General features: G+C 66.7%; 18 protein-coding genes. 9 read left to right on the forward strand and 9 right to left on the reverse strand.

Going from position 1 to position 24,689, the window contains the following annotated elements:
* Positions 1–180 precede the first annotated feature (180 nt).
* Positions 181–1,247 (forward strand): IS630 family transposase gene (locus tag DPR14_RS06585; protein ID WP_158048017.1). Its coding sequence is split into 2 segments (ribosomal slippage): positions 181–664 and positions 664–1,247, totalling 1,068 coding nucleotides; the frame shifts between segments, so codons are not numbered across the junction.
* Positions 1,248–1,521: 274 nt separating this feature from the next.
* Here the strand turns inward: DPR14_RS06585 and DPR14_RS06590 are convergent.
* The 3 genes from DPR14_RS06590 to DPR14_RS06600 all read right to left on the reverse strand — a co-directional run bounded on the left by DPR14_RS06590 (position 1,522) and on the right by DPR14_RS06600 (position 3,660).
* Positions 1,522–1,794, reverse strand: coding sequence for a helix-turn-helix transcriptional regulator (locus DPR14_RS06590; RefSeq protein WP_211103940.1), 273 nt, complete (start codon positions 1,792–1,794; stop codon positions 1,522–1,524).
* 67 nt (positions 1,795–1,861) lie between these two features.
* The gene (locus DPR14_RS06595; protein WP_158044433.1) at positions 1,862–2,467 is read right to left on the reverse strand and encodes a hypothetical protein; all 606 of its coding nucleotides are present in this window, start codon (positions 2,465–2,467) and stop codon (positions 1,862–1,864) included.
* Positions 2,464–3,660, reverse strand: coding sequence for a tyrosine-type recombinase/integrase (locus DPR14_RS06600; protein ID WP_158044434.1), 1,197 nt, complete (start codon positions 3,658–3,660; stop codon positions 2,464–2,466). Before DPR14_RS06600 ends, DPR14_RS06595 begins: the two co-directional genes overlap by 4 nt.
* Before the next feature lie 876 nt (positions 3,661–4,536).
* Here DPR14_RS06600 and DPR14_RS06605 point away from each other — a divergent pair.
* Positions 4,537–6,570: a DUF6311 domain-containing protein gene (locus tag DPR14_RS06605; RefSeq protein WP_158044435.1), complete on the forward strand. Its 2,034-nt coding sequence runs from the start codon at positions 4,537–4,539 to the stop codon at positions 6,568–6,570.
* A 68-nt stretch (positions 6,571–6,638) separates the two neighbouring features.
* Here DPR14_RS06605 and treY read toward each other — a convergent pair whose 3' ends face one another.
* On the reverse strand, positions 6,639–9,443 hold the full coding sequence (gene treY / locus DPR14_RS06610; RefSeq protein ID WP_158044436.1) for a malto-oligosyltrehalose synthase: 2,805 nt from the start codon (positions 9,441–9,443) through the stop codon (positions 6,639–6,641).
* Positions 9,440–13,150: a 4-alpha-glucanotransferase gene (gene malQ / locus DPR14_RS06615; protein WP_158044437.1), complete on the reverse strand. Its 3,711-nt coding sequence runs from the start codon at positions 13,148–13,150 to the stop codon at positions 9,440–9,442. Before malQ ends, treY begins: the two co-directional genes overlap by 4 nt.
* A gap of 219 nt (positions 13,151–13,369) precedes the next feature.
* On the opposite strand from malQ, the gene DPR14_RS27220 reads away from it, so the two are divergent.
* Positions 13,370–13,720, forward strand: a complete 351-nt coding sequence (locus tag DPR14_RS27220) for a response regulator (protein ID WP_192499323.1) — start codon at positions 13,370–13,372, stop codon at positions 13,718–13,720.
* Between the two features lie 76 nt (positions 13,721–13,796).
* Here the strand turns inward: DPR14_RS27220 and DPR14_RS06625 are convergent, their stop codons facing one another.
* The 3 genes from DPR14_RS06625 to DPR14_RS06635 form a co-directional block, all read right to left on the reverse strand.
* Complete coding sequence (locus DPR14_RS06625; protein ID WP_192499324.1) at positions 13,797–14,072, reverse strand: hypothetical protein; 276 nt, start codon at positions 14,070–14,072, stop codon at positions 13,797–13,799.
* A 284-nt stretch (positions 14,073–14,356) separates the two neighbouring features.
* Complete coding sequence (locus tag DPR14_RS06630; protein ID WP_246148934.1) at positions 14,357–14,713, reverse strand: PIN domain-containing protein; 357 nt, start codon at positions 14,711–14,713, stop codon at positions 14,357–14,359.
* A gap of 74 nt (positions 14,714–14,787) precedes the next feature.
* Entirely contained in the window at positions 14,788–15,090 is a 303-nt protein-coding gene (locus DPR14_RS06635; RefSeq protein WP_158044440.1) for a hypothetical protein, read from the reverse strand.
* A gap of 163 nt (positions 15,091–15,253) precedes the next feature.
* Between DPR14_RS06635 and DPR14_RS06640 the strand changes: the two genes are divergently transcribed.
* The 4 genes from DPR14_RS06640 (at position 15,254) to DPR14_RS06655 (ending at position 20,873) form a co-directional block, all read left to right on the forward strand.
* Complete coding sequence (locus DPR14_RS06640; protein WP_158044441.1) at positions 15,254–15,469, forward strand: AbrB/MazE/SpoVT family DNA-binding domain-containing protein; 216 nt, start codon at positions 15,254–15,256, stop codon at positions 15,467–15,469.
* Between the two features lie 92 nt (positions 15,470–15,561).
* Entirely contained in the window at positions 15,562–15,981 is a 420-nt protein-coding gene (locus DPR14_RS06645) for a VOC family protein (protein ID WP_158044442.1), read from the forward strand.
* Between the two features lie 135 nt (positions 15,982–16,116).
* Positions 16,117–17,655, forward strand: a complete 1,539-nt coding sequence (locus DPR14_RS06650; RefSeq protein WP_158044443.1) for a Y-family DNA polymerase — start codon at positions 16,117–16,119, stop codon at positions 17,653–17,655.
* Complete coding sequence (locus DPR14_RS06655; protein WP_158044444.1) at positions 17,652–20,873, forward strand: error-prone DNA polymerase; 3,222 nt, start codon at positions 17,652–17,654, stop codon at positions 20,871–20,873. The genes DPR14_RS06650 and DPR14_RS06655 overlap by 4 nt, the downstream gene beginning before the upstream one ends.
* 8 nt (positions 20,874–20,881) lie before the next feature.
* On the opposite strand, the gene DPR14_RS06660 is transcribed toward DPR14_RS06655, so the two are convergent.
* Positions 20,882–22,591, reverse strand: a complete 1,710-nt coding sequence (locus DPR14_RS06660) for a hypothetical protein (protein ID WP_158044445.1) — start codon at positions 22,589–22,591, stop codon at positions 20,882–20,884.
* Positions 22,592–22,705: 114 nt separating this feature from the next.
* On the opposite strand from DPR14_RS06660, the gene DPR14_RS06665 reads away from it, so the two are divergent.
* A complete protein-coding gene (locus DPR14_RS06665) occupies positions 22,706–24,067 on the forward strand; it encodes an IS1182 family transposase (protein WP_158044446.1) in 1,362 nt (453 codons plus the stop codon).
* A 402-nt stretch (positions 24,068–24,469) separates the two neighbouring features.
* Positions 24,470–24,655 (forward strand): hypothetical protein, encoded by a 186-nt coding sequence (locus tag DPR14_RS06670; RefSeq protein ID WP_158044447.1) that lies wholly within the window; start codon positions 24,470–24,472, stop codon positions 24,653–24,655.
* The last annotated feature ends 34 nt before the right edge of the window (positions 24,656–24,689 follow it).

Genomic DNA, 24,689 nt, shown 5'->3' on the forward strand with positions numbered 1-24,689 from the left:
ATGACCACCTCCGCGTCGTTGCGGCCCCAGGGGCGGAGGGTTGAGGCGGCCCGGGTTCCGCTCTGCGAGCTCCACCCGGGCCGCCTCAACCCTTCAGGGGCCAATTTCCACCACTCCGCTGGACGTTACCTCGGGCAGTTTGTGATTCGGTTTCACCGCATTGATCTGCGGAGGGACATGATGGTGGCTGTTGCGATCCGACGAGACATCGAGGCCAGCGAGTTGCGGCGCCTTGCCCGCCTGGAGCGGGATGGTCGGGTATCCAGCCGGCTTCTGGCGCTGGCCGCGGTGCTCGATGGTGTCAGCCGCGAACAGGCCGCCCGCATCGGAGGAATGGATCGGCAGACCCTGCGCGACTGGGTTCACCGCTTCAACGAAGCGAGTGTGGCAGGCCTGCGCGACCGTGCCCGGTCGGGTCGGCCTTGCCTGCTGGCCGAGGAACTGCTCCCGGAGTTGGCCGCCCTGATCGCCGACGGCCCGCAGGTCGAGCGCGACGGTGTGGTCGAGTACCGCCTGTCCCATATCCGCGCGTTGTCGCTGCGGCACTTCGGCGCCGACTACAGCCAGGGTGGCATGCACGCCGTGTTGCGCCGGATGGGCTTTTCCTGGCTGAAGCCCCGGCCGATCCATCCCAAGACCGATCTTGTGGCCCAGGAGACATTTAAAAAAACTTCGGCCAGACGCTGGCATGCATCCGTGATCAGCATCCCGAAGTCGAGCAGGTGGAGGTCTGGTTCCAGGACGAGGCCAGGGTCGGCCAGAAAGGCTCACTGACCCATCTGTGGGCCCCGACCGGCACGCGACCTCGAGCGGTGCGCGACCATCGCTTCAAGTCCGCCTACATCTTCGGCGCGGTTTGTCCGGAGCGCGACACCGGGGTGGCACTGGTGGTCAACCGGGTCAGCACCGAGGCGATGAACCTCATGCTCGCCGAGATCAGCCAAGCCGTCGGCAAGGCCGCACATGCCGCCGTGCTGATCGACGGCGCCGGCTGGCACATCGCTAACGATCTCGAGGTGCCGGTCAACATCACTCTCGTCCCGCTGCCGCCCTACAGTCCGGAACTCAATGCCATTGAGCGTCTGTGGCAAGTCATGCGGGACACCCTGCTCTCACACCGCCTCTTCACCGATCTCAACCACATCATCGAAGTCTGCTGCACAACCTGGAATACTCTCATCGGCCAGCCTGGACGGATCCGGTCTACATGCGGTTACTCCTGGGCCGCACCAGTCAGAACTTCCTGAACTTGGTATTAGTGAACTCCCCACCATCTTTCCGCGCTTCAGCCTGAACTCGTGGTTTTTGATCAGGCGCTAGGATCGTACCGTCTTACGCAGTGCTGCTACCGGTTGGCTGAAGGCGTGTATCTGTCTGCACGGAACTTATGATCCATGGTAGAATGTTTCCCTGTCTAAAATTGAAGCTGTGCCCCGCGAGCAGATGGCGGGCACTGGTGCATCATGTAGATTGAGAGTTACAGGTGCCCGGCAATTGTAGTCCTTGCCGGGCACTGTCCAACTACGCCGCTTCACGCGTCAGGGCGGCTGCTTCGCGCCCGGCCAGCTTCCTGGCTAGCCATTCGAGGATTTCGGCTTCCAGCCAGGCTACCCGGTTGCAACCAAGATGGATACGGCGAGGGAACTCGCCTTTTTGCTCTAGGCGCCAGACATGCACGGCGCTGTACGGAATTTTGGCGGACAGTTCCTTCGCGGTTACCAGCTTGGGAACCGCCGACGGCATTGGTGAGACCCCGCCTTTGGGAAAGGAAGGTTGGGTCGTTCGGTCGTCCATGTTCGCTCCTGTAGGCTGGTGTTAGCCGACAGTAGCTTCCAGCTTCGGGTAGACGAAGGGGGGTCGTCTACCCGAGCAGTCCGGCCTCACGCAGCTGGACCACGTGCGCACCGACTCCGGCCTCGATCTGAAACTCAATCGACTCCACTAGATCGCTCAGTGTCCGGCTATACGCACCTTTTCGATGGTTCTTCAAAAGTTCGTTGACCTGCTTGGACGTGAACCTCAGGTGGGCAGCCCCGATCGCGATCACTTCCCGCCTTCGACCAGCAGGCGCCTTGTTGATCGCAGCGATGACCAGTGCGCGGGCATACTCCGTTTCGAGCGGCAGAGCGTTGCCGACGCGCTGCGTGTGCGCCATTCGGTCCTCGGAAACACCCTTCAGTACGTTCTGCTGCGCATCTATCAAGTCATTGAGAGCCGGACAGACATGCCCCTGACTTTCCAGAAAGCTCCGGAAGGAGTAATTCAGCGCCAACCATAACTCCTGCTGCCGCCGTCGCCGTGCGACAGAATTTTCATCAGGTATGTTCCGCCAGTCATGATTAAGTATCCCGATCTCCGCCAATAACGCTATCGCGGCATCTTCCAAACCTGGCGGAGGAGCACCCCTTGCGCTTAGTTCAGCCCGCTTGTGTAAGACTTCGATGATCTTTGGAGGCTTGCGGCTCATGCCGGCCTCCGCAGCGGCTCTACATTTTCGATATGATCCGTGCGCCCCAGGGCGACCACGTAGCATGCCCATGCCTTCAGAGCCGTCTTGCGTTGGTCCAGATACTGACCCCGCTGGTAAACGGCGGCGATGCCGCGAACCGTGCTGCTGACGTGGTTCAGGATACGATCGATCACGACTGGGTTGAGTCCTAAATCCTGACTGGCCATCGTCGCGAATGTCCGGCGCAGGTCATGGAAGCACCATCCGGTGACACCGCTGTCCGTCCCGAGCCGGGCGCGGGCACGGCTGAAGCCGCTGACGGAGGTGGTCAGCGTTGTCGTGAACAGGAACTCGACGTCATACCGGGGCAGGGTTCCCAGCACCTCCAGCGCGGCCGGGGCAAGATGGACAACGTGCTCGACACCGTTCTTGGCCCGTCCGCCTGGGATGGTCCAGATGCCTTTGTCAAGGTCGAACTCCGACCAGCGGGCGTCCGAGACTTCCCGGAGGCGCTGACCGGTCAGGATCAGTAACTGGGTCATCGGTCCGAAGGGATATCCTTCGCGGCCGGCAGCATTCCATACAAGGCGGAGCTCCTCCGGCGTTAGTACCCTGTCGCGTGACTGCTCGCTGCTCGGCGCCTCCATCGACGTCAGCGGGCTTGCGCTCACATAGTCGCGGCCGGCAGCCCAGGTGAACATCCGCCGCAACCGGCTAAACACCCGGTTTGCTTCCACAGGCGCGTGGCGATCGATGATGGCGTCGAGCAGTCGGTGGATGTCGGCCTTGCCGACCGCGGCGATATCCATCTGGCCGATCTGGGGCAAGACATCCTTCCGGAATGACCGTTCGACCTCGGCGGCGCTCCGATTGCAGGACTGGTCCCGCTTCAGCCACTCGGAAACCACCATTTCGACCGAACGCTTTGCTGTGGCGGCGGCCTTGGGCCTGGTGCCCTTGCGCAACTCGCCCAGTACCTTCACAGCTTCCAGCCTGGCGTTCGCCAGCGACATGGCTGGGAACTCGCCCAGGCGCCCCCTGACCAGCTTGCCATCGGCGCGGCCTAGGACGGACCAGGATTTCCTGCCGGTCGGCTCAACGCGCAGGCGCAGGCCCCGAACAGTGGCGTCGGGGTATTCGGTTCGGTCATTGGACGGCCGCACCTTGTCAACGAAGGTGGCGGTTAGAGGTTTTTCGGTGAGACGGGGCACACAACACTCCTGACTGCGGGTAACATGCCGGGTAGCTTGGGTAACAAGTTCCTGCGTATTGGCATGTTCGTCAGTGTAAGCCCAGGCAAGCCTAAATGCCAGTAATGACTGGCATTTTGAAGATCGAATGTTCTTTCATGTAGGCCGATGAAAGATTGATCGACCGACTTCTAAGCGGACGGTCGCTGGTTCGAATCCAGCAGGGCGCGCCATTTTCCAGGCATTCGGCAGCGGTCCCCACGGCGCTGTTCCCGGCACTATGGAGAGTACGGCACCGAGTGCTGCGCCCCTGCCGGCCAAAGTATCGGAATGACGTCGGCGGCGCTCGGTTAGATCGAAGCGCCATCGGGACGGCTGCCTTGAATGACAGCCCTGACTCCGCCTGATCCTCGCTTTATGCGGTTTATGCGGTTTATGCGGTTGGCAATCGAGATGTTCCATCGCGGCCGAGAAGGGCCGGATATCGGTCAATCGATAAATGGGGCATCCCGTTGCAGGCCGGCATTCAGGAGCGGACCACGGATCGGTTGGATGAGGGGGCACCTCGATAGCCCTGAACTCGATCACTTCAAAGATATGATGGAAAAATGAGAGGAAGCCGAAATGCTGCCTCTGTTAACCACATAGAATATTGCAAGAAATTTCCAAAGGCTCTAGAGAGTAAGGGTTGTGGATAATAGGCGAATTTGCCTCGACAATTTCGTATTATTCTGGGAAAAGGCAAAGCCGATGGGTAGTTTTATATCAGTCAGGGATCGGCTTGTAACTCGTTCCTCATGGCTGCACCAAAGCAGGTATTTTGATTCTGTTCTGCTATTTTTAATCTCAGCAATTATCGGAACCGTTACATTTTTAACTTTGGTTGGACCAAGGGCTTTGCGGCCGAGCAATATTGCCTGGTTTCAAAACACCGATGCAGTATTTCAATATCTGTCCTGGAAGTTCTTCGCCCAAACCCCTTGGGATCTTCCACTGGGCGTTAACCCCAGATACGGTCTCGAGTTTTCAAGTTCGATATTCTATTCGGATTCGATACCGATATTCGCATTATTATTCAAAATGACAGGGCTTGCGAGCGATGGCGAATTCCAATATTTCGGGATATGGATTCTTGCGTGTTTCTGCCTGCAGTTCCTTGCCGGCTATGTTCTTGTCGGCAGAATAACAAAGCAGGCATGGCTTCGCGCTGTCAAGGCGATGTTCTTCGTTTTTGCGCCGATCATGGTCTGGCGGCTCGCCGGGCATTATGCGTTGCTCGCCCATTTTCTGCTCCTTTTCGCGCTCCACCTCAACTTGGTCGACCGCAAGGGATCCTCGCTGGCGGCATGGCCTTTGCTAATCGCAACGGCCGCCCTGACGCACGCTTATATTCTGGCCATGGTCCTGCCGCTGTGGGGCAGCGACGTTATCCGCCGCCTGTCCCGGGGGGACACGCTGACGCGGGAGGCTCTGGCCGAAGCCACGGTCGTACCGGCGGCGCTGGTCGCATCCCTTTGGGCCGCCGGATTCTTCGTGATGACGTCAGGCCTCGGGGAGGGCGGCTTCGGGCTTTACCGGATGGACATCCTGTCGCCGCTGAACCCCATGGGATGGTCCCATATCCTGCGGGAGCTACCCACCGATCCCGGCGAATACGAGGGATTCGGTTTCATCGGATTGGGAATGCTGCTCGCGATACTGCTGCTGATCGCGGGGAGGGTAGGGGGACGTTTCGCGCCCCTCGGCCCCCTCGGCCTGCCGGCGCCTCTCCTGGCCGTCATCTGCGTCCTTGCCCTGGTTGCCCTGACGAACAGGCCCAGTCTCGGTCCGTGGCAGATCGTCATCCCGCTGCCGGAAACGGTCCTAGACATGTTCTCCGTGGTCAGGGCGTCGGGCAGGTTCATCTGGCCGGCCATCTATCTCGTGTTCTTCGTCACCTTCCTGATCGCCGTCCGGACCTATGGGGAGCGCCGGGCCGGCGCCGTGCTGGCCGTCTGCCTGGTCATCCAGATCGTCGATACGAGCGCGGCTTGGCACGGCATGCGCGTTACCAAGATGGTGACGCCCTCGTCGCACTGGGGCGCTTCGGGCGGCTCCGCCTTCTGGTCCAGCGCCTCCGGGCACTATGCCAACATCCGGGCTTTCCCGCCGGGGAACGGCCTTGAGCGTTGGAACGAGATTTCCCTGACCGCGGCGAACAGCGGCATGGGGACCACTGCCGCGTTCTTTGCCCGCGTGGATCCCGAGAAACTGGCGGCTGCCCAGGCCAAGGCGCTCTCCGACATCAAGGCCGGCACCTACGAACCGGACTCCCTCTATGTCCTGAACAACGGCTGGGCGCTGGGGGCGCTCCTGTCACTCGATCCGTCGAAGGATCTTCTGGCGCGGGTCGACGGCTTCAACGTCCTGGCACCAGGCTATGGGCGTTGCGGCGGCTGCCCGCCGCTAAAACCGCTCGAGGCCGCCGATCTCGCGGCGGAGGTTCCGATGGGAAGCGACATCCTGTTCGGTTTAGCCGGTTCCGGACCCGCCTTCCAGCTGGACGGCTGGTTTGCCCCGGAAATTTGGGGAACATGGACCGACGGGAAGAACTCGAACTTGGTCCTTCCACTGCCGGCCGGTGCGGGTGCCCGGCCGCTACGCCTGTCGCTCAACGCGCAAGGCATATTCGCCAAGGAACGCACCTCCCAGATCGTCACGGTTTCCGTCAACGACGTGGCTGTCGGCGAGATCCGCTTCGACGACATCCTCAGCAATGGATGGCACACGCTCTCCATCCCCGTAAGCGCGCTCCTGCGAAACCGGCAAGGCCTGCTGGGCATCTCGTTCGAGGTCGATCAGCCGATACGGCCGGCGGATATCGGAATGGGAGAGGATAGGCGCGAACTCGGCATGGGGCTGGTCGCGATGCGCCTGGACGCCGAACCCTAGGGCGGAAAGGGCCAAGCGGACCGGCCTTCCCCTGACGGGTGAAGGCCGGTCCGCCTGGCGGAGCGATATCACGCTTCCGGAACCAGCAGCGCGAACGGGAACTTGCCCATCAGCTTGCCCGCCGGGAAGGCGGCGCCGTCTTCCCTGGGCTCCGCCTCGACCACGGCGTCGGTCAGCAGGTTGCGCCAGCGGCCGGCGCCGACCGAGGTCGGCAGCACGACCGCCGTGTCGCCCCAGTCCGGATCGTCCTCCAGCCGGGCGACCAGCCGGGGCACCGCGACGATCACGCTGGCGCCCTCGTGGATCCGCGCGAAGGCGCAAACCTGATCGGACTTGGCACCCTGCGCCGCCAGCGCCTCGTAGGAGCCGTGGGCGAACAGCTCCGGCTTCTCGCCGCGCAGCTTTAGCGCCTGCCGGGTCACCGCCAGCTTGACGACGCCGTCCTGCCAGTGGTCGAACAGGGCGGGCAGGCAGGCGGGGTCCTGCTCCAGCTCGCCTTCCAGCTGGTCGAGCGCCCGCTGGTGCATGTCATAGTCCACCGGCAGCCGGTTGTCCGGATCGACCAGGCTCAGGTTCCACATCTCGGAACCCTGGTAGATGTCGGGCACGCCCGGCACGGTCAGCTTCAGCAGCGCCTGCGCCAAGCCGTTGAGAGCGCCCAGCCTCGCCACCCGCGCCTGGAACGGCACGAAGGCTTCCAGGAAGGGACTGCGGCGGGATACGTCGAGGCACTCGTGCAGGAAGGCGATGACCGCCTCCTCGTACTCCGTGTTGGGGGCGGCCCAGGTCGAATGGACCTTGGCCTCGCGGATCGACTTGATCATCGCGCCTTCGACACGACCGATATAGCCCTTCAGCAGGGCCGCGTCCGGCTGCGTGACGTTGGTCAGCTCGGCCGGCCATGACCCGACGAGGAGCTGGTACAGCAGGTACTCGTCGTTCTTGTCGGGCGGAGCGGTGCCGGCCATGTCGCCGCGCCGGGCGCGGATCATGCGGCTCCAGGTGCGGATCTGGCGTTCCCACTCCTCCGGAATCTCCGACAGCACGTTGATGCGCGCCCGCGTGTCCTCGCCCCGCTTGGTGTCGTGGGTCGAGGTGCCCAGCATCGCGTGCGGCCAGCGCCGCGCCCGCTCCGCGTTGGCATGGTGGAAGGCGCTGACGCTGACGCCGAACAGCTCGGGGTGGCCGCCCACCTCATTCAGGGAGACCAGGCGGTTGTAGCGGTAGAAGGCCGTGTCCTCCAGGCCTTTGGCCATCACCGGTCCGCTGTACTGCTGCACCCGCATGGCCAGCCGGATCACGGCGAAGCGGCTGTAGCCGCTGCGCGGCTCGGCCACCAAGTCGCCGGTCAGCAGCGCCTGGAGGAAGTCGAACACGCTGGGGTCGGCCGCGTCCACCGCCCGGCGCGCCTGGGCGATGGCCCAGTCGATGTAGCGCCGGTCGCTCTCCGCCGGGGCCGATCCGTCGATATAGGTCCGGTAAACCGGGAAGCGGGCGACGATCTCCTTCAGCGCCGAATGAAGGATGTTGTTGGTGAAATCGGCGGTCCGCCAGTTGGAGCGGGCGATCCGGGCGGCGTCGCGGGCGAGTACGTTCAGCTCGCTCGCCATCTCGTGCTCCATGATCCGGATCTTGCTCTCGTGGACGATGTCCTCGAAAGACCGGGTCTGCCCGGTGAACTCCGTGTAGATCCGGTTGAAGCTTTCCTCGGCCGACGCGTCCACGAAGATGCCGCCCACCAGGTTGGTGAACTCGTAGCCGGTCGTGCCCTCGATCGGCCAGTCCTCGCGCAGGTGCTCGTGGTGCGCCAGGATCTTCTCGACCACCAGATAGAACGGGCGCGGCGCCTTCTCGCGCAGCCGGATGCAGTATCCCTTGGGATCGACCAAGCCGTCGATATGGTCGATCCGGATGCCGTCCAGCGTGCCGTCCTCGACCAGGCTCAGCACCAATTGGTGACTCAGCTCGAACAGCTCCGGCTGCTCCATGCGCAGGCCGGCCAGCTCGTTGATGTTGAAGAAGCGGCGATAGTTGATATCGTCGGCCGCCACCTTGAAATAGGCGGCGCGCCAGTTCTGCTGCTGGATCAGCTCGTGAAGCGCGCGGAAGCTGTCGGGCTGGCCCGCCGTCCCGGTGAACCGCTTGATGCCGACCTCGACCGCCTCGGCCACCTCCGGCTTCCCGGCGACCAGGCTCGCCAGCTCCGCCTTCAGCTCGGAGGCGCGGCGCTCCACATGGGGCCGGAAGGTCGGGAGCGCGCCGAAGGCGTCGCCCAGGTTCTCCAGGTCGGGATTGTCGTGGCCCAGGATCTCGGCATAGTTCAGAGGGCAGATCGGCAGCTTGTGGGTGCCGTACGCCCAGACCGCGAAGCTGCCTTCCTCCGCGTCGAACTTCAGCGCCAGGTCGCCGTCCTCCAGTACCTTGCCGTACTGGTCGCCCAGGAACGGGATCAGCAGTTTGCCTTGGAGGAACCGGCGGTCGGGCTCCCAGTCGATATCGAGATAGCCGGCATAGGCCGAGTCCTGGCCCCATTCCAGGATGTTCAGCCACCAAGCATTGTCGGCGCCGCCGACACCCATGTGGTTGGGCACGAAATCCACGATCTGGCCGAGCCCGGCCTGTTTCAGAGCGGCGATCAGCCGCTTGAAGCCTTCCTCGCCACCCAGTTCCGGGTTGATCGCGTTATGGTCGACGATATCGTAGCCGTGCGTGCTGCCCGGCCGAGCCTTCATGTAAGGCGAGGCATAGAGATGGCTGATGCCCAGCCGGGCCATGTATCCGGTCAGCGCGCTCGCGTCGTCGAACTGGAAATCCTTGTTGAATTGCAGGCGGTAGGTTGCCCGCGGAATGGGCGTGCCGCTGGAATCGTTCATTTGAAATCGGCCTCTTTGGCGGAGGAAGTGAGCGGGCGGGCATCCCGGAGGATTCGTGCCAGCGCGACAACGCGCGGGTTGCCGGTTAGTTCCTCAAGGCTCAACGACTGCTTGCGGCGCCAATTGGGATGCTGGTCGGTGGTGCCGGGCAGGTTGACCTGATGCGGTTCCTCGGTCAGGTCGTCGATCTGGACCATTGCGATACCGGAACGGGTCTGCGCCAGGAACCGGTGGACCGCCTCCGACAGTGCGTCGTCATAGTCGGACTCGACCGAGAAGCCGGCGGGCAGGTCCAGGCCCGCCGCCTTCAGGGCATCCAGCAGCCCCTGCTTGTCGCGCGCGCGCAGGTTCCGCTGGTTCTGGGCCTCGTCCGCGCCGGGATAAAGGCCGTGGCGCTCCTTCAGGCCGATGTCGTGCTCCTCCCACCAGCCGCGGAGCGTCGCCAGGTCGTGGCTGCCCACGGTGGAGAGCGCCAGGTGCGGGTAATCCTCCGGCCCGACGAAGCCGCCGCCCTCGGCATATTCGAAGAACACCACCCGGTACGACAGGATGCCGGCCTCGGTCATGCGCTCGCGGAAGCCTTCCGGCACGGTGCCCAGGTCCTCGCCGACCACCAGGCAGCGGTTGCGCTGGCTCTCCAGCGCCAGGATGCCGACCATGTCGTCCAGCGGATAGGAGACATAGACCCCCTCGGACGCCGGCTTCCCTTCCGGAATCCAGTACAGGTGCTGGAGCGCCATGACATGGTCGATCCGCAGGCCCCCGGCATGGCGCATGTTGGCCCGGACCAGGTCGATGAAGCCGGCATAGGCCTGCTCGCGCAGCGCCTGCGGGTCGAACGGCGGCAGCCCCCAGTCCTGCCCGGCCGGGTTGAACAGGTCGGGCGGCGCCCCGACATGGGCCGACGACACCACCAGCCCGGGGTTCGCCCAGGTCTCGGCGCCGCTGCTGTCGGCGCCGACCGCCAGATCGCGGTAGAGGCCGACCGCCATGCCCCGCGCCCCGGCCTCGGCGGCGGCTTCCGCCAGCTGTTCGTCGGCGATCCACTGGGCCCAGGCGTGGAAGTCGATCCGGTCGGCATTTTCGCTGGCGAAGCGATCGACCGCCTCGCCGTCGGGCCTCCGGTACTCCTGCGGCCAGGTGCGCCAGTCCGCCTTGTCCGGCGCGAAATGCGCCCGCAGCGCCAGGAAGCGGCACAGCCGTTCCAGCGGTTCGCCCTGCTCGCGGCGGAACCGGGCGAAAGCCTCGCGGCGCTGCGCCGAGGCCCGCTCCTTGAACTGCTGGAACAGCACCTCCAGCACCGGCAGCTTCAGGGCCGCCGCCTCGGCATAGTCCACCAGCTCGGCATCGCGGGCGGCCTGGAGCCTGCGCTTGAACTCCGGCGCCTCCATCAGGACGCGGCACCGCTCGCACCCCGCATAGTCCGGCACCTTGGCCGGATCGATGTAGAGGATGTTCAGGTACAGCCGGCTCGCCGGGGAATAGGGGCTGGCATGGTCCGGGTTGTCCGGGAACATGGTATGCAGCGGGTTCAGCCCGATCACCGACGCGCCCAGGTCGGCGGACTTGCCGACGAAGGTCTTGAGGTCGGCGAAGTCGCCGATGCCCCAGTCGTCACGCGACCGTAACAGATAAAGCTGGGCCGAGATGCCCCAGATCCCGTTGTCCTGCGACAGCTCAGGCGGCAAGTAGCAGCGGTCCGGCGTCACGATCAGCGGCATGGTCGCTTCCGCCATTCCGCCGCCGCCCACCGCCAGCGTGTGGTATCCGGGCGGCAGCTCCAGCCCGATCACCAGCCGCCGGCGCTCCACCGCGCGCCCGGCATGCTCGCCGGTATGCAGCAACTCCAGGTCGGAGAACTTGACGGTCCCCTCGTGCCGCCGGCCGGTTTCCTGCTCTCGGCCTTCCTCTTCCACGTGCCAGCGCAGCTGGGCGGCGCTGGGGACGAAGGAGAGCGGCACCTCGATACGCCGCCGGCTGGCCCGGACCACCGCCACCGGCGGCAGCGGCCGGCCCAGGTCGGCTTGTTCCAGGGCCTCCAGCCGCGCACTCGCGGCGCGCTCGTCGGGCACGTCGTGGCCCAGGGCGGCCAGCATGTTGCGCTTGGCGGTCTCCGACATGCGGACCATTTGCCCGGCGGCGTTCTTGTATTCCAACTCGATGCTGGCCCGCTCGGCCAGCTTGTCGAGCGACGGCGTGGCCGAAGCGGCGGGGGAGGCCGGCGCCCCGTCCAGCAGCTCCATCACGCCCTTCAGCGGGATCGCGACCCAGTCCGGCCGGTTCGCCAGTTCGTAGCCGACCTCATAAAGCGCCTTCTCGAACAGGAACAGCCTGAGCAGGCTGTCGGCGTGGGCGGGGTCCCCGGGATAGCCGGGTGCTCCCTTCACCGCCTCGCGATAGGCGTTCAGGAAGGTCTCGTTCACCGTCCGCGTCCAGTCCTCCGGCCGGTCCGGCTTGGCGGTCGCCGCGGCGTAGGCGAAGGAGCGCAGCATGCCCGCCACGTCGCGCAGCGGCGAATGCTTGGCGCGCCGTTCCGCCAGGGGGCGCATCGGTTCGCCTTCGAAATCGATGATGAAGACGTCGCCGCGCGAAACCAGCACCTGACCCAGGTGGTAGTCGCCGTGCAGCCGGGTGCGGCTGACTTCCAGGCCCTGCGGCGCCAGCGCGTCGAACCGCCCCATCAGCTCGTCCCGCCGGGCCAGCAGCCTTTCCGCCTCGCCGCGCACCTCGGGAGACAGGCCGGGCCGGGCCCGCTCCAGCGACGCCAGGGTGGTCCGGGTCATCGCCCGCACCGCCTCGACCCACTCGCCGATCGTTCCGCTTCCGACCTGTTCGGCTTGGAAGGCCGGGTCGTCGGTCTCCGTGGCGAGGGCGTGGTGCATCTCGGCGGTCCGCTGGCCCAGCCGGCCGACGAGGGTCAGCAGGTCAGGACCGGGCGGCGTCGTTTTCGCCCGCTCCAGCACATGGCCCCAGGCATCCTCCGCTTCCGGAACCAGCGCCTGGAGGACGCACAGTGCCACCGGCTGGCCGGAGGCGTCGGTCTGCTCGATCGTGCCGAGCAGGGCGGGGGTGTTGGCGAACCCGGCCGTTCCGGTCAGGAAACGACCGACCTCCACCTCCGGGTGGATGCCCGGCTCCAGCTTGCGGAAGCCCTTCAGCATCGCGCTGGAGCCGATCCGGATCGACGTGTTGGACTGCTCCGTCTTCGAGCGCTGGATGGCGGACGCCGCTTCCGCCGTCACGCGGTTCCCCCCGCCGCTTTCCTCCGCCATCCGAGCCAGCAGAGCCCGCACGAAGGCGTCGCGCGCGAAGGCGTCGATCAGCACGCCGGTGCGTCCGTCCTGGCCCCCCTCGTGGCGCACGCTCGCCAGCACCGCCGGATCGCCGGGATCGGCCTCGCCTTGGCCCGCGCCGTCCCACACCAGCATGAGCGGCAGGAAATAGCGCTGCTCGGCCCCTCCCGGCGGCTGCACGCGGAGCGTCGCCAGCAGCGCCGGCCCCTCGTCGGTCCGGACCTCCTCGCCCGCGGTCAGGGTGACGGTAGGCGTGCCGGCATCCTTGGCGCCGTACCAGCGATGGCGCAGCAGATATCCGGGCAGGACATGCTTTTGCAGCGTTTCCAGGGCCTCGCCGCGGAGGACGCCCATCACGGTACGTTCGGAAGAAGCCAGATCGATCGAAGTCGGAGCGGCGGCTGAGGTCGCCATCGGATGCACCCTTGGTTTGTACGGTGTCCGCCCAACCCTCTGGGTGCGGTTAAGTTCCGGTCGTCAACCTCTACTCCTAACCGACATCTACTCCTTCGTTGTCATCGACCGCGGGCTTTCGGCGTTAGAGTGTGCTGTCGCGGCGGACCCCATGGAAACGCCGGTGAGCGGGAGGCTTTTATGACGGAAGGCTGCAAGATTCTGATCGTCGAGGATCAAATGCTGATCGCGATGGATCTGGAGCGGCTGATCGAGGGAATGGACTATACGGTGTGCGGCCTGGCGCGCACCCGGACCGAGGCCCTGCGCCTCGCCGAGGAGCATCGTCCCGACTTGGTCGTGATGGATGTCCGGCTGGCCGACGGCAGCGACGGCATCGCCGCCGCGCGCGAGCTTCGCCAGCGCTTCAACATCGGCGCCTTGATGATTTCCGGTCAGATCGACGCCGCCCAGGCGGAGGAAGCCGAGGCGGAGATTTTCTTGCGCAAGCCGTTCGAGCCGCGCCAACTCCGCCGCGCCATCGCCGACGCGCTCCGCCTGCGCCGGGTCGATCCGGGCTCGGCGGCCTGACGCTTCCTTTTCGCGGAGGGGCGGCGCCCCGCCGCCCATGGTGCGCGGGACGCGCACCCTCCGGAATCCGGCGTATCTACCGTTCCAGCGCCCTGTCCATCCGGCGCGACTCGTCCCGCAGGTCCAGCAGCTCGCGCCGGTCCAGGATGTCCGCCTTGCCCTGCCGGTCCAGCAACTCGCGGCGCTGCTGGCTTTCGCGAAGCTGGTCCCGGTAAAGTTCGGCGCGTCCGCGGTCCGAAGGATCGATCCGTTCGCCCGGCACAGGGGTGCGGTGGGGAGAAATGACGTTGCGCTCTCCCGGCACCTGGGCCGCCGCCGTGCCCATCGGCACCAGCAGGGCGGCCATGATCATCAGGTTTCTCATCAAAGGCATGTGGGGTGCCGGGGGACGCTGGTCCAGGTTGTGGTTCCGGAAGCGCAATCATTGCGGCACCGGCCTGGGCGAGGCCACCGCCAGGAGCACCGGGGAGCCGTGGGTCAGGGTGCTCGCCGCCTTCGCCGGGGGCATGGCGACGATGGACGCCTCTTGGCAGTATGATTCAGCGGCGCGGGATCGAAGCCGCTCCAGTCGGGATTGTCGTCGTTCGGCAGAATGTCAGCCATACCTTCTGATCTCTTGAATGCACATGCGCGCGTTCACCCGATCACTGCCCGAAGGGGATTGACGATTTCTATGCCATCAAAGTCCTTTTCATTATCCGTCACGACAACGCAGCCGTTGGCTTCCGCGACCGCCGCGATGATCGTGTCGAGTGCACTGCGGGACTTTCCCCTCGCGCTTCCTTCGGCCATCAGTCGAGCCCAGATCAGCGCCGCCTTCTCATCGAATGGAAGCACCCGACCGGCGAAAAGCGCGGAAGGACCGTCCGGGCCGGAGAACCAAGCTTCCAACTGATCACGCTTCCGGCCTGCCGGCTTTTCCAGCACGCCACGCCGGATCTCGGCGATGGTAAGGCTGGAGATAAACAAATCCTCGTCGAGGCGTTCGGCCATCTAAGCCAGCAGCGATCCCGAAGGAGCCGGCTTGATGACATTGCTGATGATGTTGGTATCGAGAAGATAGCGCGTCACAGATCGATCTTGCGGCCGGTTTCCTGGGGCCGCCGCAGATCGAGATCCGCCCCGACTAGAGGCGAGCGGCGCAGGGCTTCCAGAATGCCGCCCTTCCTTGGGGGCTCGCTCCCAAGGCCATGGCTGACGATCGACCGAAGCCGGGCCGCCTCCGGTCCGTCGTCGGCGAGACGCTTTGCCAGGGACCGGATGAGGTCACGGTCGGCATCAAGGCCCAGCACCTCGAAACGGGCCATGCCACGCTTGGCGGGGCGATCCCGATAGTTCCTGATCGCGCGCTTCTGAGACGTGTCGCTCATGCCCAGCCTCCACCGTATGACCTGTAATATGTCCGGCGACAGGTTTCGGTGCAATCATCCCATGCCCCCTCTTGAAGAGCATGGGGTATTCTGCCGCCGCGCGCCGCCTTGTCCATGGTCGGCAACCGCCTTGCGGTCGATCGCTCTTACCCAGGGGAGTCCGATGATTACCAGCAAGCTCAGCAGCAAGGGAAAGACGACCATTCCGAAGCGGGTGCGCGCCGCACTCGGGCTGCGCGAAGGCGATAGGATTGCTTATAGCCTTGAGGAAGACCGCGTGATCCTGAGACGCGCCGTCTCCGAACAGGCCGATGATCCCTTCCATGCCTTCGACGAATGGAATTCGGAGGCGGATCGGCGGGCCTATGCTGGGCTGTAACATTCGGGATGCCGGCATGTCGGATATCGAGCCGGGACGATCGCGCGGTCCCTGTCTCCTGTCCAATCACCAAGCCGATGGGGAAGAAGCCGATGCTGTCCCATGTCTATGTCGGGATCACCGATTTCCAGCGCGCCTTCACCTTCTACAGTGCCCTGATGGCGGAACTCGGATATCCGCTGAAGTTCCGCGAGCCCGAGAATTCCTGGGCAGGCTGGATGCCGAAGGCGGGCGGGCGGCCGTTGTTCCTGATCGGCGCTCCCTATGACCGGCAGGAGGCGGCGCCGGGCAACGGACACATGGTCGCTCTTCTCGCCCCGAGCCGGGAAGCCGTCGATCGATGCCACGCCATCGCCATCGCCGCCGGGGCGAGGGACGAGGGGAAGCCGGGTCTCCGGCCCCATTATCATCCCGATTATTACGGCGCCTATTTCCGCGACCCCGACGACAATAAGATCTGCGTCTGCTGCCATGATCCCGTCCCGGCTTCGGGTGCTGACCGGCCGGGCTGATCCAGGACATACCCCCTTCTGAAGAGCGTAAAATTTTGTCCACCGCCTTGACCTCCTTCCGCGTCTGGTGTGTTCTTGTTTTGTTCTGAGCATGATGACGTCGCACGGCAAGAGGGCTGACGGAGTGGAGTATCGATGGCGCGGCGGGTTCTCTCCCTATGGCTTCCCGGCCTGGCAACCGACCGGCTGGCCCGCCGCAGGCCGGACCTGCGGGATCGGCCGCTCGTCACCATCCTCGGGGACCATGGGCGGATGATCGTCGCGGCGGTCAACGGGCATGCCGAGTCGGGCGGCATCCAGCCGGGCATGACGCTGGCCGACGCCCGCGCGCTGGAACCCTCCGTCCATCCCGTCGATGCCGATCCCGCCGCCGACGCCCAGGCGCTGGACGGGCTGGCGGACTGGTGCGGGCGCTACACGCCGTGGGTCGGGCTGGACGCGCCGGACGGCATCTTCCTCGACGTATCGGGCTGCGGGCACCTGTTCGGCGGCGAGTCGGCGCTGCTCCGCGACCTCGTCGGACGGCTGAAGGGGTTCGGCTACCGGGCCGGGGCGGCGGTCGCCGATTCGGCGGGAGCCGCCTGGGCCGTGGCGCGGCACGGCGGGGAGCGGATCGCCGCCGTGCCGCCGGGCCACGGGCGGCAGGCGCTCGCCGGGCTGCCGGTCGAAGCGCTGCGCCTGCCGGCCGAGACGGCGGCCGGGCTGCGCCGGGTCGGCATGCGGCGCGTCGGCGACCTCTACGGCATGCCGCGCGCCGCGATCACCGCGCGGTTCGGCGTGGCCGTCACCCGGCGGCTCGACCTCGCGCTCGGCGTGGCGCCGGAGCCGATCTCGCCGCGCCGGCCCGTGCCGCCCCATGTCGCGCGCGCCGCCTTCGCCGAGCCGATCTCCACGCCGGAGAACCTGGCGGACGTCACCCGCCGCCTGCTGGACGAGCTGTGCGCCGGGCTGGAGCGGGCGGGCAGGGGAGCCCGGCGGCTGGAACTCCGCTTCTTCCGGGTGGACGGCCGGGTGGAGCGCTCCACCGTCGGGACCAGCCGGCCGGTGCGGGCTCCCGACCATCTGGCCCGCCTGTTCGCCGGGAAGCTGGACCGGGTCGCGCCCGGCCCCGGCGTCGAGATCATGATCCTTTCCGCCACCGCCGAACCGCTCGGCCCGGAGCAGATCGAGATGCCGGTCGGCGGCTCCCGGCCTGTCTCCGCCGCGTCCCCTGGAATCGGCCGGGAGGAGGCTGAGCTGGTGGACCGACTGGGCAACCGCTTCGGCCTATCCAGGGTCCGGCGCCTGATGCCGCGCGAAAGCTGGTGGCCGGAGAACGCCGTCGAGGCCGCCCCCGCGTTGTCCGGCCCGCCGTCCGGACCGAAGGCCGCCGCCCCCTGGCCGGCCGACCGCGCGCGCCCGCTCCGGCTGCTGTCCCGGCCCGAGCCGATCGACGTGATGGCCCCGGTTCCCGACGACCCGCCCATGACGTTCCGCTGGCGCGACGGGCTGCACAAGGTCGTCCATGCCGAGGGGCCGGAGCGGCTGGAGCCGGAATGGTGGCGCGAACTGGACGAGTTGCGCGACTATTACCGGGTCGAGGACTCGGACGGCCGCCGCTTCTGGGTCTACCGCGCCGGCCTGTACCAGCCGGGCCGCGCGGCGCGCTGGTACCTCCACGGGTTCTTCCCATGAGCCCGCCCGTCCCTCCGCCCGCCTACGCCGAACTCCAGGTCTCGACCAATTTCAGCTTCCTGCGCGGCGCCTCTCATGCGGAGGAGCTGGCGACCACCGCCGCGGCGCTGGGCCATTCGGCCATCGCGGTGACCGACCGCAACAGCCTCGCCGGGGTGGTGCGCGCCCATGTCGCGGCCAAGGGGGCTGGCATCCGGCTGGTGGTCGGCTGCCGCCTGGACCTGACCGACGGACCGAGCCTGCTGTGCCTGCCGACCGATCGCGCCGCCTATGGCAGGCTGTCGCGGCTGCTCACCGCCGGGCGGCTGCGGGCGCCCAAGGGCCAGTGCCACCTGACCCGCGCCGACCTGCACGACCATGCCGAGGGCCAGGTCCTGATCGTCCTGCCGCCCGACGCTCCCGGCCATCCCGGCCCGGACTTCGCCGACGCGCTGCGCGCCTACCGCGACCTGTTCCGCAGGCGCCTGCACCTCGCGGCCAGCCATCTCTACCGGGGAGACGACGCAAGGCGGCTGGCCCGCCTCGCCGCCCTGGCGGAGGAGGTCCGGGTACCGCTGGTCGCCACCAACGACGTGCATTACCACGCGCCGCACCGCCGGGTGCTCCAGGACGTGTTGACCTGCATCCGCGAGCACCGCACCGTCCACGAGGCCGGCTACCTGCTGGCCGCCAACGCCGAGCGCCACCTGAAGGCGCCGGAGGAGATGGCCCGCCTGTTCCGCCGCTATCCCGACGCCGTCGCCCGCACGGTCGAGATCGCGGAGTCCTGCGCGTTCTCCCTGGACGAGCTGCGCTACGAGTATCCCGACGAGATCACCACCGGAGGCCGCACCCCGCAGCAGGAGCTGGCCCGGCTGACGGAAATCGGCGCCGCCGAGCGCTATACCGCCGACCTGCATCCCGGCGGCATCCCGGCCAAGGTCCGGGCGGCCATCGACCACGAGCTGCCGCTGATCGAGCAGCTCGGCTACGCGCCCTATTTCCTGACCGTCCACGACATCGTCCGCTACGCCCGCTCGCGCGGCATCCTGTGCCAGGGCCGGGGATCGGCGGCCAACTCGGCGGTGTGCTACTGCCTCGGCATCACCGCGGTGGACCCGGCGCGCTCCGACCTGCTGTTCGAGCGGTTCGTCTCCGCCGCCCGCGACGAGCCGCCCGACATCGACGTGGATTTCGAGCACGAGCGGCGCGAGGAGGTGATCCAGTACATCTACGCCAAGTACGGCCGCGACCGCGCCGGCATCGCCGCCACGGTCAGCCGCTACCGGGCGCGCGGCGCGATCCGCGAGGTCGGCAAGGCGCTGGGCCTGTCGGAGGACACGGTCGCCCGGCTCGCCGGCTCGATCTGGGGCTGGGGCCGGGACGGCATCGACGAGGACCGCGCGCGGGAGCACGGCCTGGACCCCGCCGACCCGACCCTGCGGATGGTGCTGGACCTCGCCGGCGAGCTGATCAACTTCCCCCGCCACCTGGGCCAGCATGTCGGCGGCTTCGTGATCACCCGCGGCCCCCTGTCGGAGCTGTGCCCGATCGTCAACGCCGCCATGCGCGACCGGACCACGATCGAGTGGGACAAGGACGACATCGACGCGCTGGGCATCCTCAAGGTGGACGTGCTGGCGCTCGGCATGCTGACCTGCCTGCGCAAGGGCTTCGACCTGCTGCGCCGCCACCACGGCATCGACCTGGCGCTCGCCACCGTCCCGGCCGAGGACCCCGAGGTGTACGAGATGCTGTGCAAGGCCGACAGCCTGGGCGTGTTCCAGGTGGAAAGCCGGGCGCAAATGTCCATGCTGCCGCGCCTCAAGCCCCGCACTTTCTACGACTTGGTGGTCGAGGTCGCGATCGTCCGCCCCGGTCCGATCCAGGGCGACATGGTCCACCCCTATCTCCGCCGCCGCCAGGGGAAGGAGAAGGTCGAGTACCCCTCGGACGAGCTTCGCCGGGTGCTGGAGAAGACCCTGGGCGTGCCGCTGTTCCAGGAGCAGGCGATGAAGATCGCGATCGTCGCGGCGGGCTTCACCCCGTCGGAGGCCGACCAGCTCCGCCGCGCCATGGCGACCTTCCGCAAGGTCGGCCTCATCCACACCTTCGAGACCAAGATGATCGAGGGCATGGTCGAGCGGGGCTACGATCGCGCCTTCGCCGAGCGCTGCTTCCGCCAGATCGAGGGTTTCGGCACCTACGGCTTTCCCGAGAGCCACGCCGCCAGCTTCGCGCTCCTGGTCTATGTCTCGGCCTGGATGAAGTGCCGCCACCCCGACGTGTTCGCCTGCGCCCTGCTCAACAGCCAGCCCATGGGCTTCTACGCCCCGGCCCAGATCGTGCGCGACGCCCGCGACCATGGGGTGACCGTGCTGGGACCGGATGTCAACCGGTCCGGCTGGGACTGCAGCCTGGAACCGGCGGGCACCGGATATCATGCGTTGCGCCTGGGGTTCCGGCAGATCAAGGGCTTCCGGCAGGCCGACGCCGCGGCCCTGGTCGCGGCGCGGTCCGAAGCGCCGTTCCGCGACCCCCACGACGTCAGGCGCCGCGCCCGGCTCTCGTCATCGGCGCTGGAACTGCTCGCCCAGGCCGACGCCTGGCGGTCCCTCGGCCTGGACCGGCGGGCGGCCCTGTGGGCCGTGCAGGCGCTGGGGCCGGAACCGCTGCCGCTGTTCGCCCGGCTGGACGGCCCGGCATCCCCCGAACCCGAGGTCACGCTGCCCGACATGGCGCTGGGCGAGCACGTGGTCGAGGATTATGCCAGCCTGTCCCTGTCGCTGAAGTGCCACCCGCTCCACCTGCTGCGGCCGGGGCTGGAGCAGGCCGGAGTCTCCCCGTCCACCCGCCTCGACGAGGCGCGGCATAACAGCCGGCTGACCGTCGCCGGCCTGGTGCTGGTCCGCCAGCGGCCGGGCAGCGCCGCCGGTGTCGTCTTCATCACGCTGGAGGACGAGCACGGCGTCGCCAACCTGATCGTCGTCCCGCCAGTGTTCGAGCGGTTCCGCCGGATCGTCCTGACCGCCCGGCTGATCGCCGCCACCGGCCGGGTCGAGCGCCACGACGGGGTGATCCACCTGCTGGTCGACCACCTGTCCGACCAGAGCCCGCGCCTGCGCGAACTCACCGGCGGCACCGCCCCGGACCTGACCGGCGCCATCGCCCGCGCCGACGAGGTCAAGTGCCCGCCTCCGGAAGCGAAGATCTTTCCCGACGGCCGGAATTTCCGGTGAAAGCCCGCCTACCGCCCCGCCAGCCCCGACGATTTCAGCAGGCTGCGGAGCGACAGAAGCGCCTGCTTGCGTTCGGCTTCCGCCTTGAACCGCTTCAGGAAGGGTTCCAGGAACTCCGGGCTGTTGACCGCGCGGCCGACCGCCTCCACCGCGCAGGTCCGCGCCTTCCCCTCCGGCAGGGGGGAGCCGGCGCACAGTTTCATGAGCTGAAGTATCCTGTCCGTGAAGCTGCGGTTCGGCGCGTTCAGCACGTCCAGGCGGACGATGTCCAGCATCGTGTTGTCCAGGTCGGCCAGCAGCTTGGACTTGGTGTCCTCGTCCATCTCGGCGCCGGCCACTTCGCGGTGCATGCCGACCAGGACGGGCAGGGCGGCGGGCCGGTCCTTGCCGCCGCTCTCTCGGATCAGGTCCTCCGGCGACCAGGCGGCGCGGACGAATTCCGTCATCTTGGCCTTGCTGGCGACATAGGGCATCAGGTCGACGATGCGCACCAGCGTCCGCACCTTCTCCGACGGCAGCTTGCACTGGCCGATCGCCTCCGCCACGCTTTCCGGGTTGATCAGGCGCAGCGCCCGCTGCTCCAGCGTCTCCAGCATCTCGATGTCGTCGGCCAGCGGCGGGGTCGCCTTGAACAGCTCCATCAGCAGATGGAGCGTCTGCGCCTGGTTCCAAAGCGCCCGCTCGGCCTTCAGCGGGGCGATGTTGGTCAGTTCCCGGATCACGCGACGCTCGATCGTGCTGCGGGTGCGCGGGCAGCGCCCTTGCCGGATCAGCCAGTTCAGTGCCCGGATGCCGTCCGAGGCGCGGTTCGACGGCGGCTCGTAGCGGCCGGCATGCAGGTCCAGCAGCGCACGGATCTGGGTCAGCCGGTCGGCGTGCTCCGGGCCGGTCAGGTCGGCGGCGGCGTTGGTCGCGTTGACGACCTCCGCCATGATCGCGTCCAGCGGCATGGCGTGGCGCGCCGGCAGATCCTCCTCCACCAGCTGGCCCAGCGCGTCGAGCTTGCCGATCCAGCCCTTGGCGTCGGCCAGGTAGAGCGCCAGGGCGCGGAAGACGTGGTACTGGGCCGAGTCGGGATGCTTCGCCTCCAGCGCCGCGCACTGGGTGCCGTATCCGCCGGGCGCGCAGGCCCGGACGGGAGCCCGCTTGGCGTCGGCCCGGAGATCGTTCAGCAACTGGTCGGTCAGCGCCAGGAGCTCCTTGAAGCGGCGCTGGACCGGCACGTCAGATCCCTGGACCTGGGCGATCGCGGCCTTCTGCAGGGCCCCCTGCAAGGTGGTGCCCGCGTCGTTGAGGCGCAGGGCGTGGGCCTCGGAATGGAGAAGCTCCAGCGGGGTCAGCCGGCTGTCGTCCAGGTAGCGCTGCAGGGCCGCCGAGATGGCTTCCCGCGCCCGGTCGCCGCGCAGGTCGGCGGGGGTCCGGCAGATCCCGTCGCCGCCCGGGACCGGCATGATCAGCGGAGCGGACGAATCGACCGCGCCGTCGCGCCACAGCGCGCGGGACAGGATGGTCCGGCTGACATGGCCGTAATCCTCGTACTCGGTGCAGATCGCGACCCGCGCGCCCATGCCGACCTTGTCCGCCTGCGCGTTGCGCGCGCCGATTTCCGCCTCCTCGCGGTCCTGCGTGGTCTTTGCGCACATCCAGTAGTTGCCGTGATAGGTGTGCAACTCGTAGAAGACGCGGGTTGTCCCGATCGCTTGAGAACTTTCAGACACGCAGGAGGCCCTTTTCGGATTTTGAACCGCTAGCAGCCTGTCGGACTTAACGCCTTGAGGCGGGTCTGATAGAATCAGGGCACGTTTCGACCGCTTCTCCAGGATCTTTCCCCCATGAGCAATTTCCGGCCGATCGACCGCCAGACCGGGTTCCTTCTGCCGCCGTCGGTTGACGAATGGCTGCCGGAGAAGCATCTGGCCCGCTTTGTGGTGGAGGTGATCGACGGGTTGGATTTGAGCGTGATGAGGGGGAGCTACCGCGGCTCGGGCTCGGCGTCGTACCCGCCGTCGCTGCTGCTGGGTATCCTGGTTTATGGCTATGCGACCGGCGTGTTCTCGAGCCGCAAGCTGGAGCGGGCGAGCTATGACTCGGTAGCCTTCCGTTTCATCGCGGCGAACCAGCATCCGGATCACGACACGATCGCGGCGTTCCGGCGACGGTTTCTCCAGGAGATCGAGGGATTGTTCGTCCAGGTGCTGGAGGTGGCGCGCGAGATGGGCGTGCTCAAGATGGGCACGATGGCGCTCGACGGCACCAAGATCCACGCCAATGCCAGCCGGCACAGCGCGCTGTCGTATGAGCATGCCGGCAAGATCGAGGCGCAGCTGAAGGCCGAGGTGGCCGAGTTGCTGGCCAAGGCCGAGGCGGCGGACCGCGCGGACCTGCCCGACGGCCTGTCGATCCCCGATGAACTGGCGCGCCGCGAGGAGCGGCTGGCAAAGCTCGCCGAGGCGCGGGCCAAGATCGAAGCACGGGCCAAGGAACGCTTCGAACGCGAGCAAGCCGACCATGAAGCCAGGCTTGCGGCGCGTGACGCCAAGGCTGCGGCGACTGGTCGGAAGCCCCGGGGCAAGCCGCCCCAGCCGCCGGTCGAAGGTCCCCTGCCGACCGACCAGATCAATCTGACGGACGAGCAATCGCGCATCATGCCGGTGGCGGGCGGCGGCTTCGAGCAGTGCTACAACGCCCAGGCCGCCATGGCGGCGGGCAGCCTGCTGGTGGTCGCGGCTGACGTCGTCCAGGCTCCCAACGACAAGCGGCAGCTCGCGCCGATGCTGGACAAACTTGCCGCCCTGCCCGGGGATCTGGGCAAGCCCGAGACCCTGCTGGCTGACACCGGCTATTTCAGCGCGGCCAATGTGGAGACTTGCCAGACGGCCGGCATCGCGCCGCTGATCGCGCTGGGCCGCGAGGCCCACCATCCCTCCTTGAGCGAGCGCTTTGCCGAGGCGCCATCCGCACCGGACGATGCGACAGCGGTCGAGGTCATGGCCCACCGCCTGAAGACGCTGGAGGGCAGGAAGCTTTACGCCCTGCGCAAACACACCCCGGAACCGGTGTTCGGCATCATCAAGTCCGTGCTGGGATTCCGCCAGTTCCTGCTGCGCGGGCTCGATAAGGTTCGCGGCGAGTGGAACCTCGTGACCATGGCCTGGAACCTGAAGCGGATGTTTGTCCTGAGCCCGGCCGGATGACGGCGGGATAACCGGGCTCAGGACCGCCCACGGTGCAGACGCGGACTGCGGCAGGTCGATGCCGACGGTTTCGAGGACGGCATCACCGTCCCGACGGCGTCTTCAGTACCTTCCGGCGGCGAACCTGCACTCAAGTGCTCGACCGAAAATCCCAGTCCGACAGGCTGCTAGGGGAGCCGCTGTGATCGAATCTCCCCGATCGAACTGCCCCGATCAAACCACCAGGGCCAGCGGCACCCAGCCGTTCCATAACTTTCGTATAATCCTAGTGGACAATATGTTAAAACTTTCGGCAATCGAATCGTTTCGAATATGGCGCGACAATGTCGCCCATCCTGATTGACCTATCCACTCGAAAGAGTTAGCTTATTTTCGCAATCACGCAAAATGCGGAGCGGAGCCATGGAAGTCGGTCAATATCCCTCGCCTCTCGGTGTCGTCGGCCTGAAAATCGGGCAGAAGAGCCAGCAGACCCAGGCCCAGGTGGTCACCCAGGCGCTGGAAAGCACGAAGGAACTCGTCCAGAACTCGGCCCAGGCCTCGGGCGGGGCGAACGGCGGCGGCAAGCTGCTCAACATCAAGGCCTGATCCGGATCACGACCCGATCCCGCTCTTCCAATCC

This window comes from Skermanella pratensis, from assembly GCF_008843145.1.
GTDB classification, from domain to species: domain Bacteria; phylum Pseudomonadota; class Alphaproteobacteria; order Azospirillales; family Azospirillaceae; genus Skermanella; species Skermanella pratensis.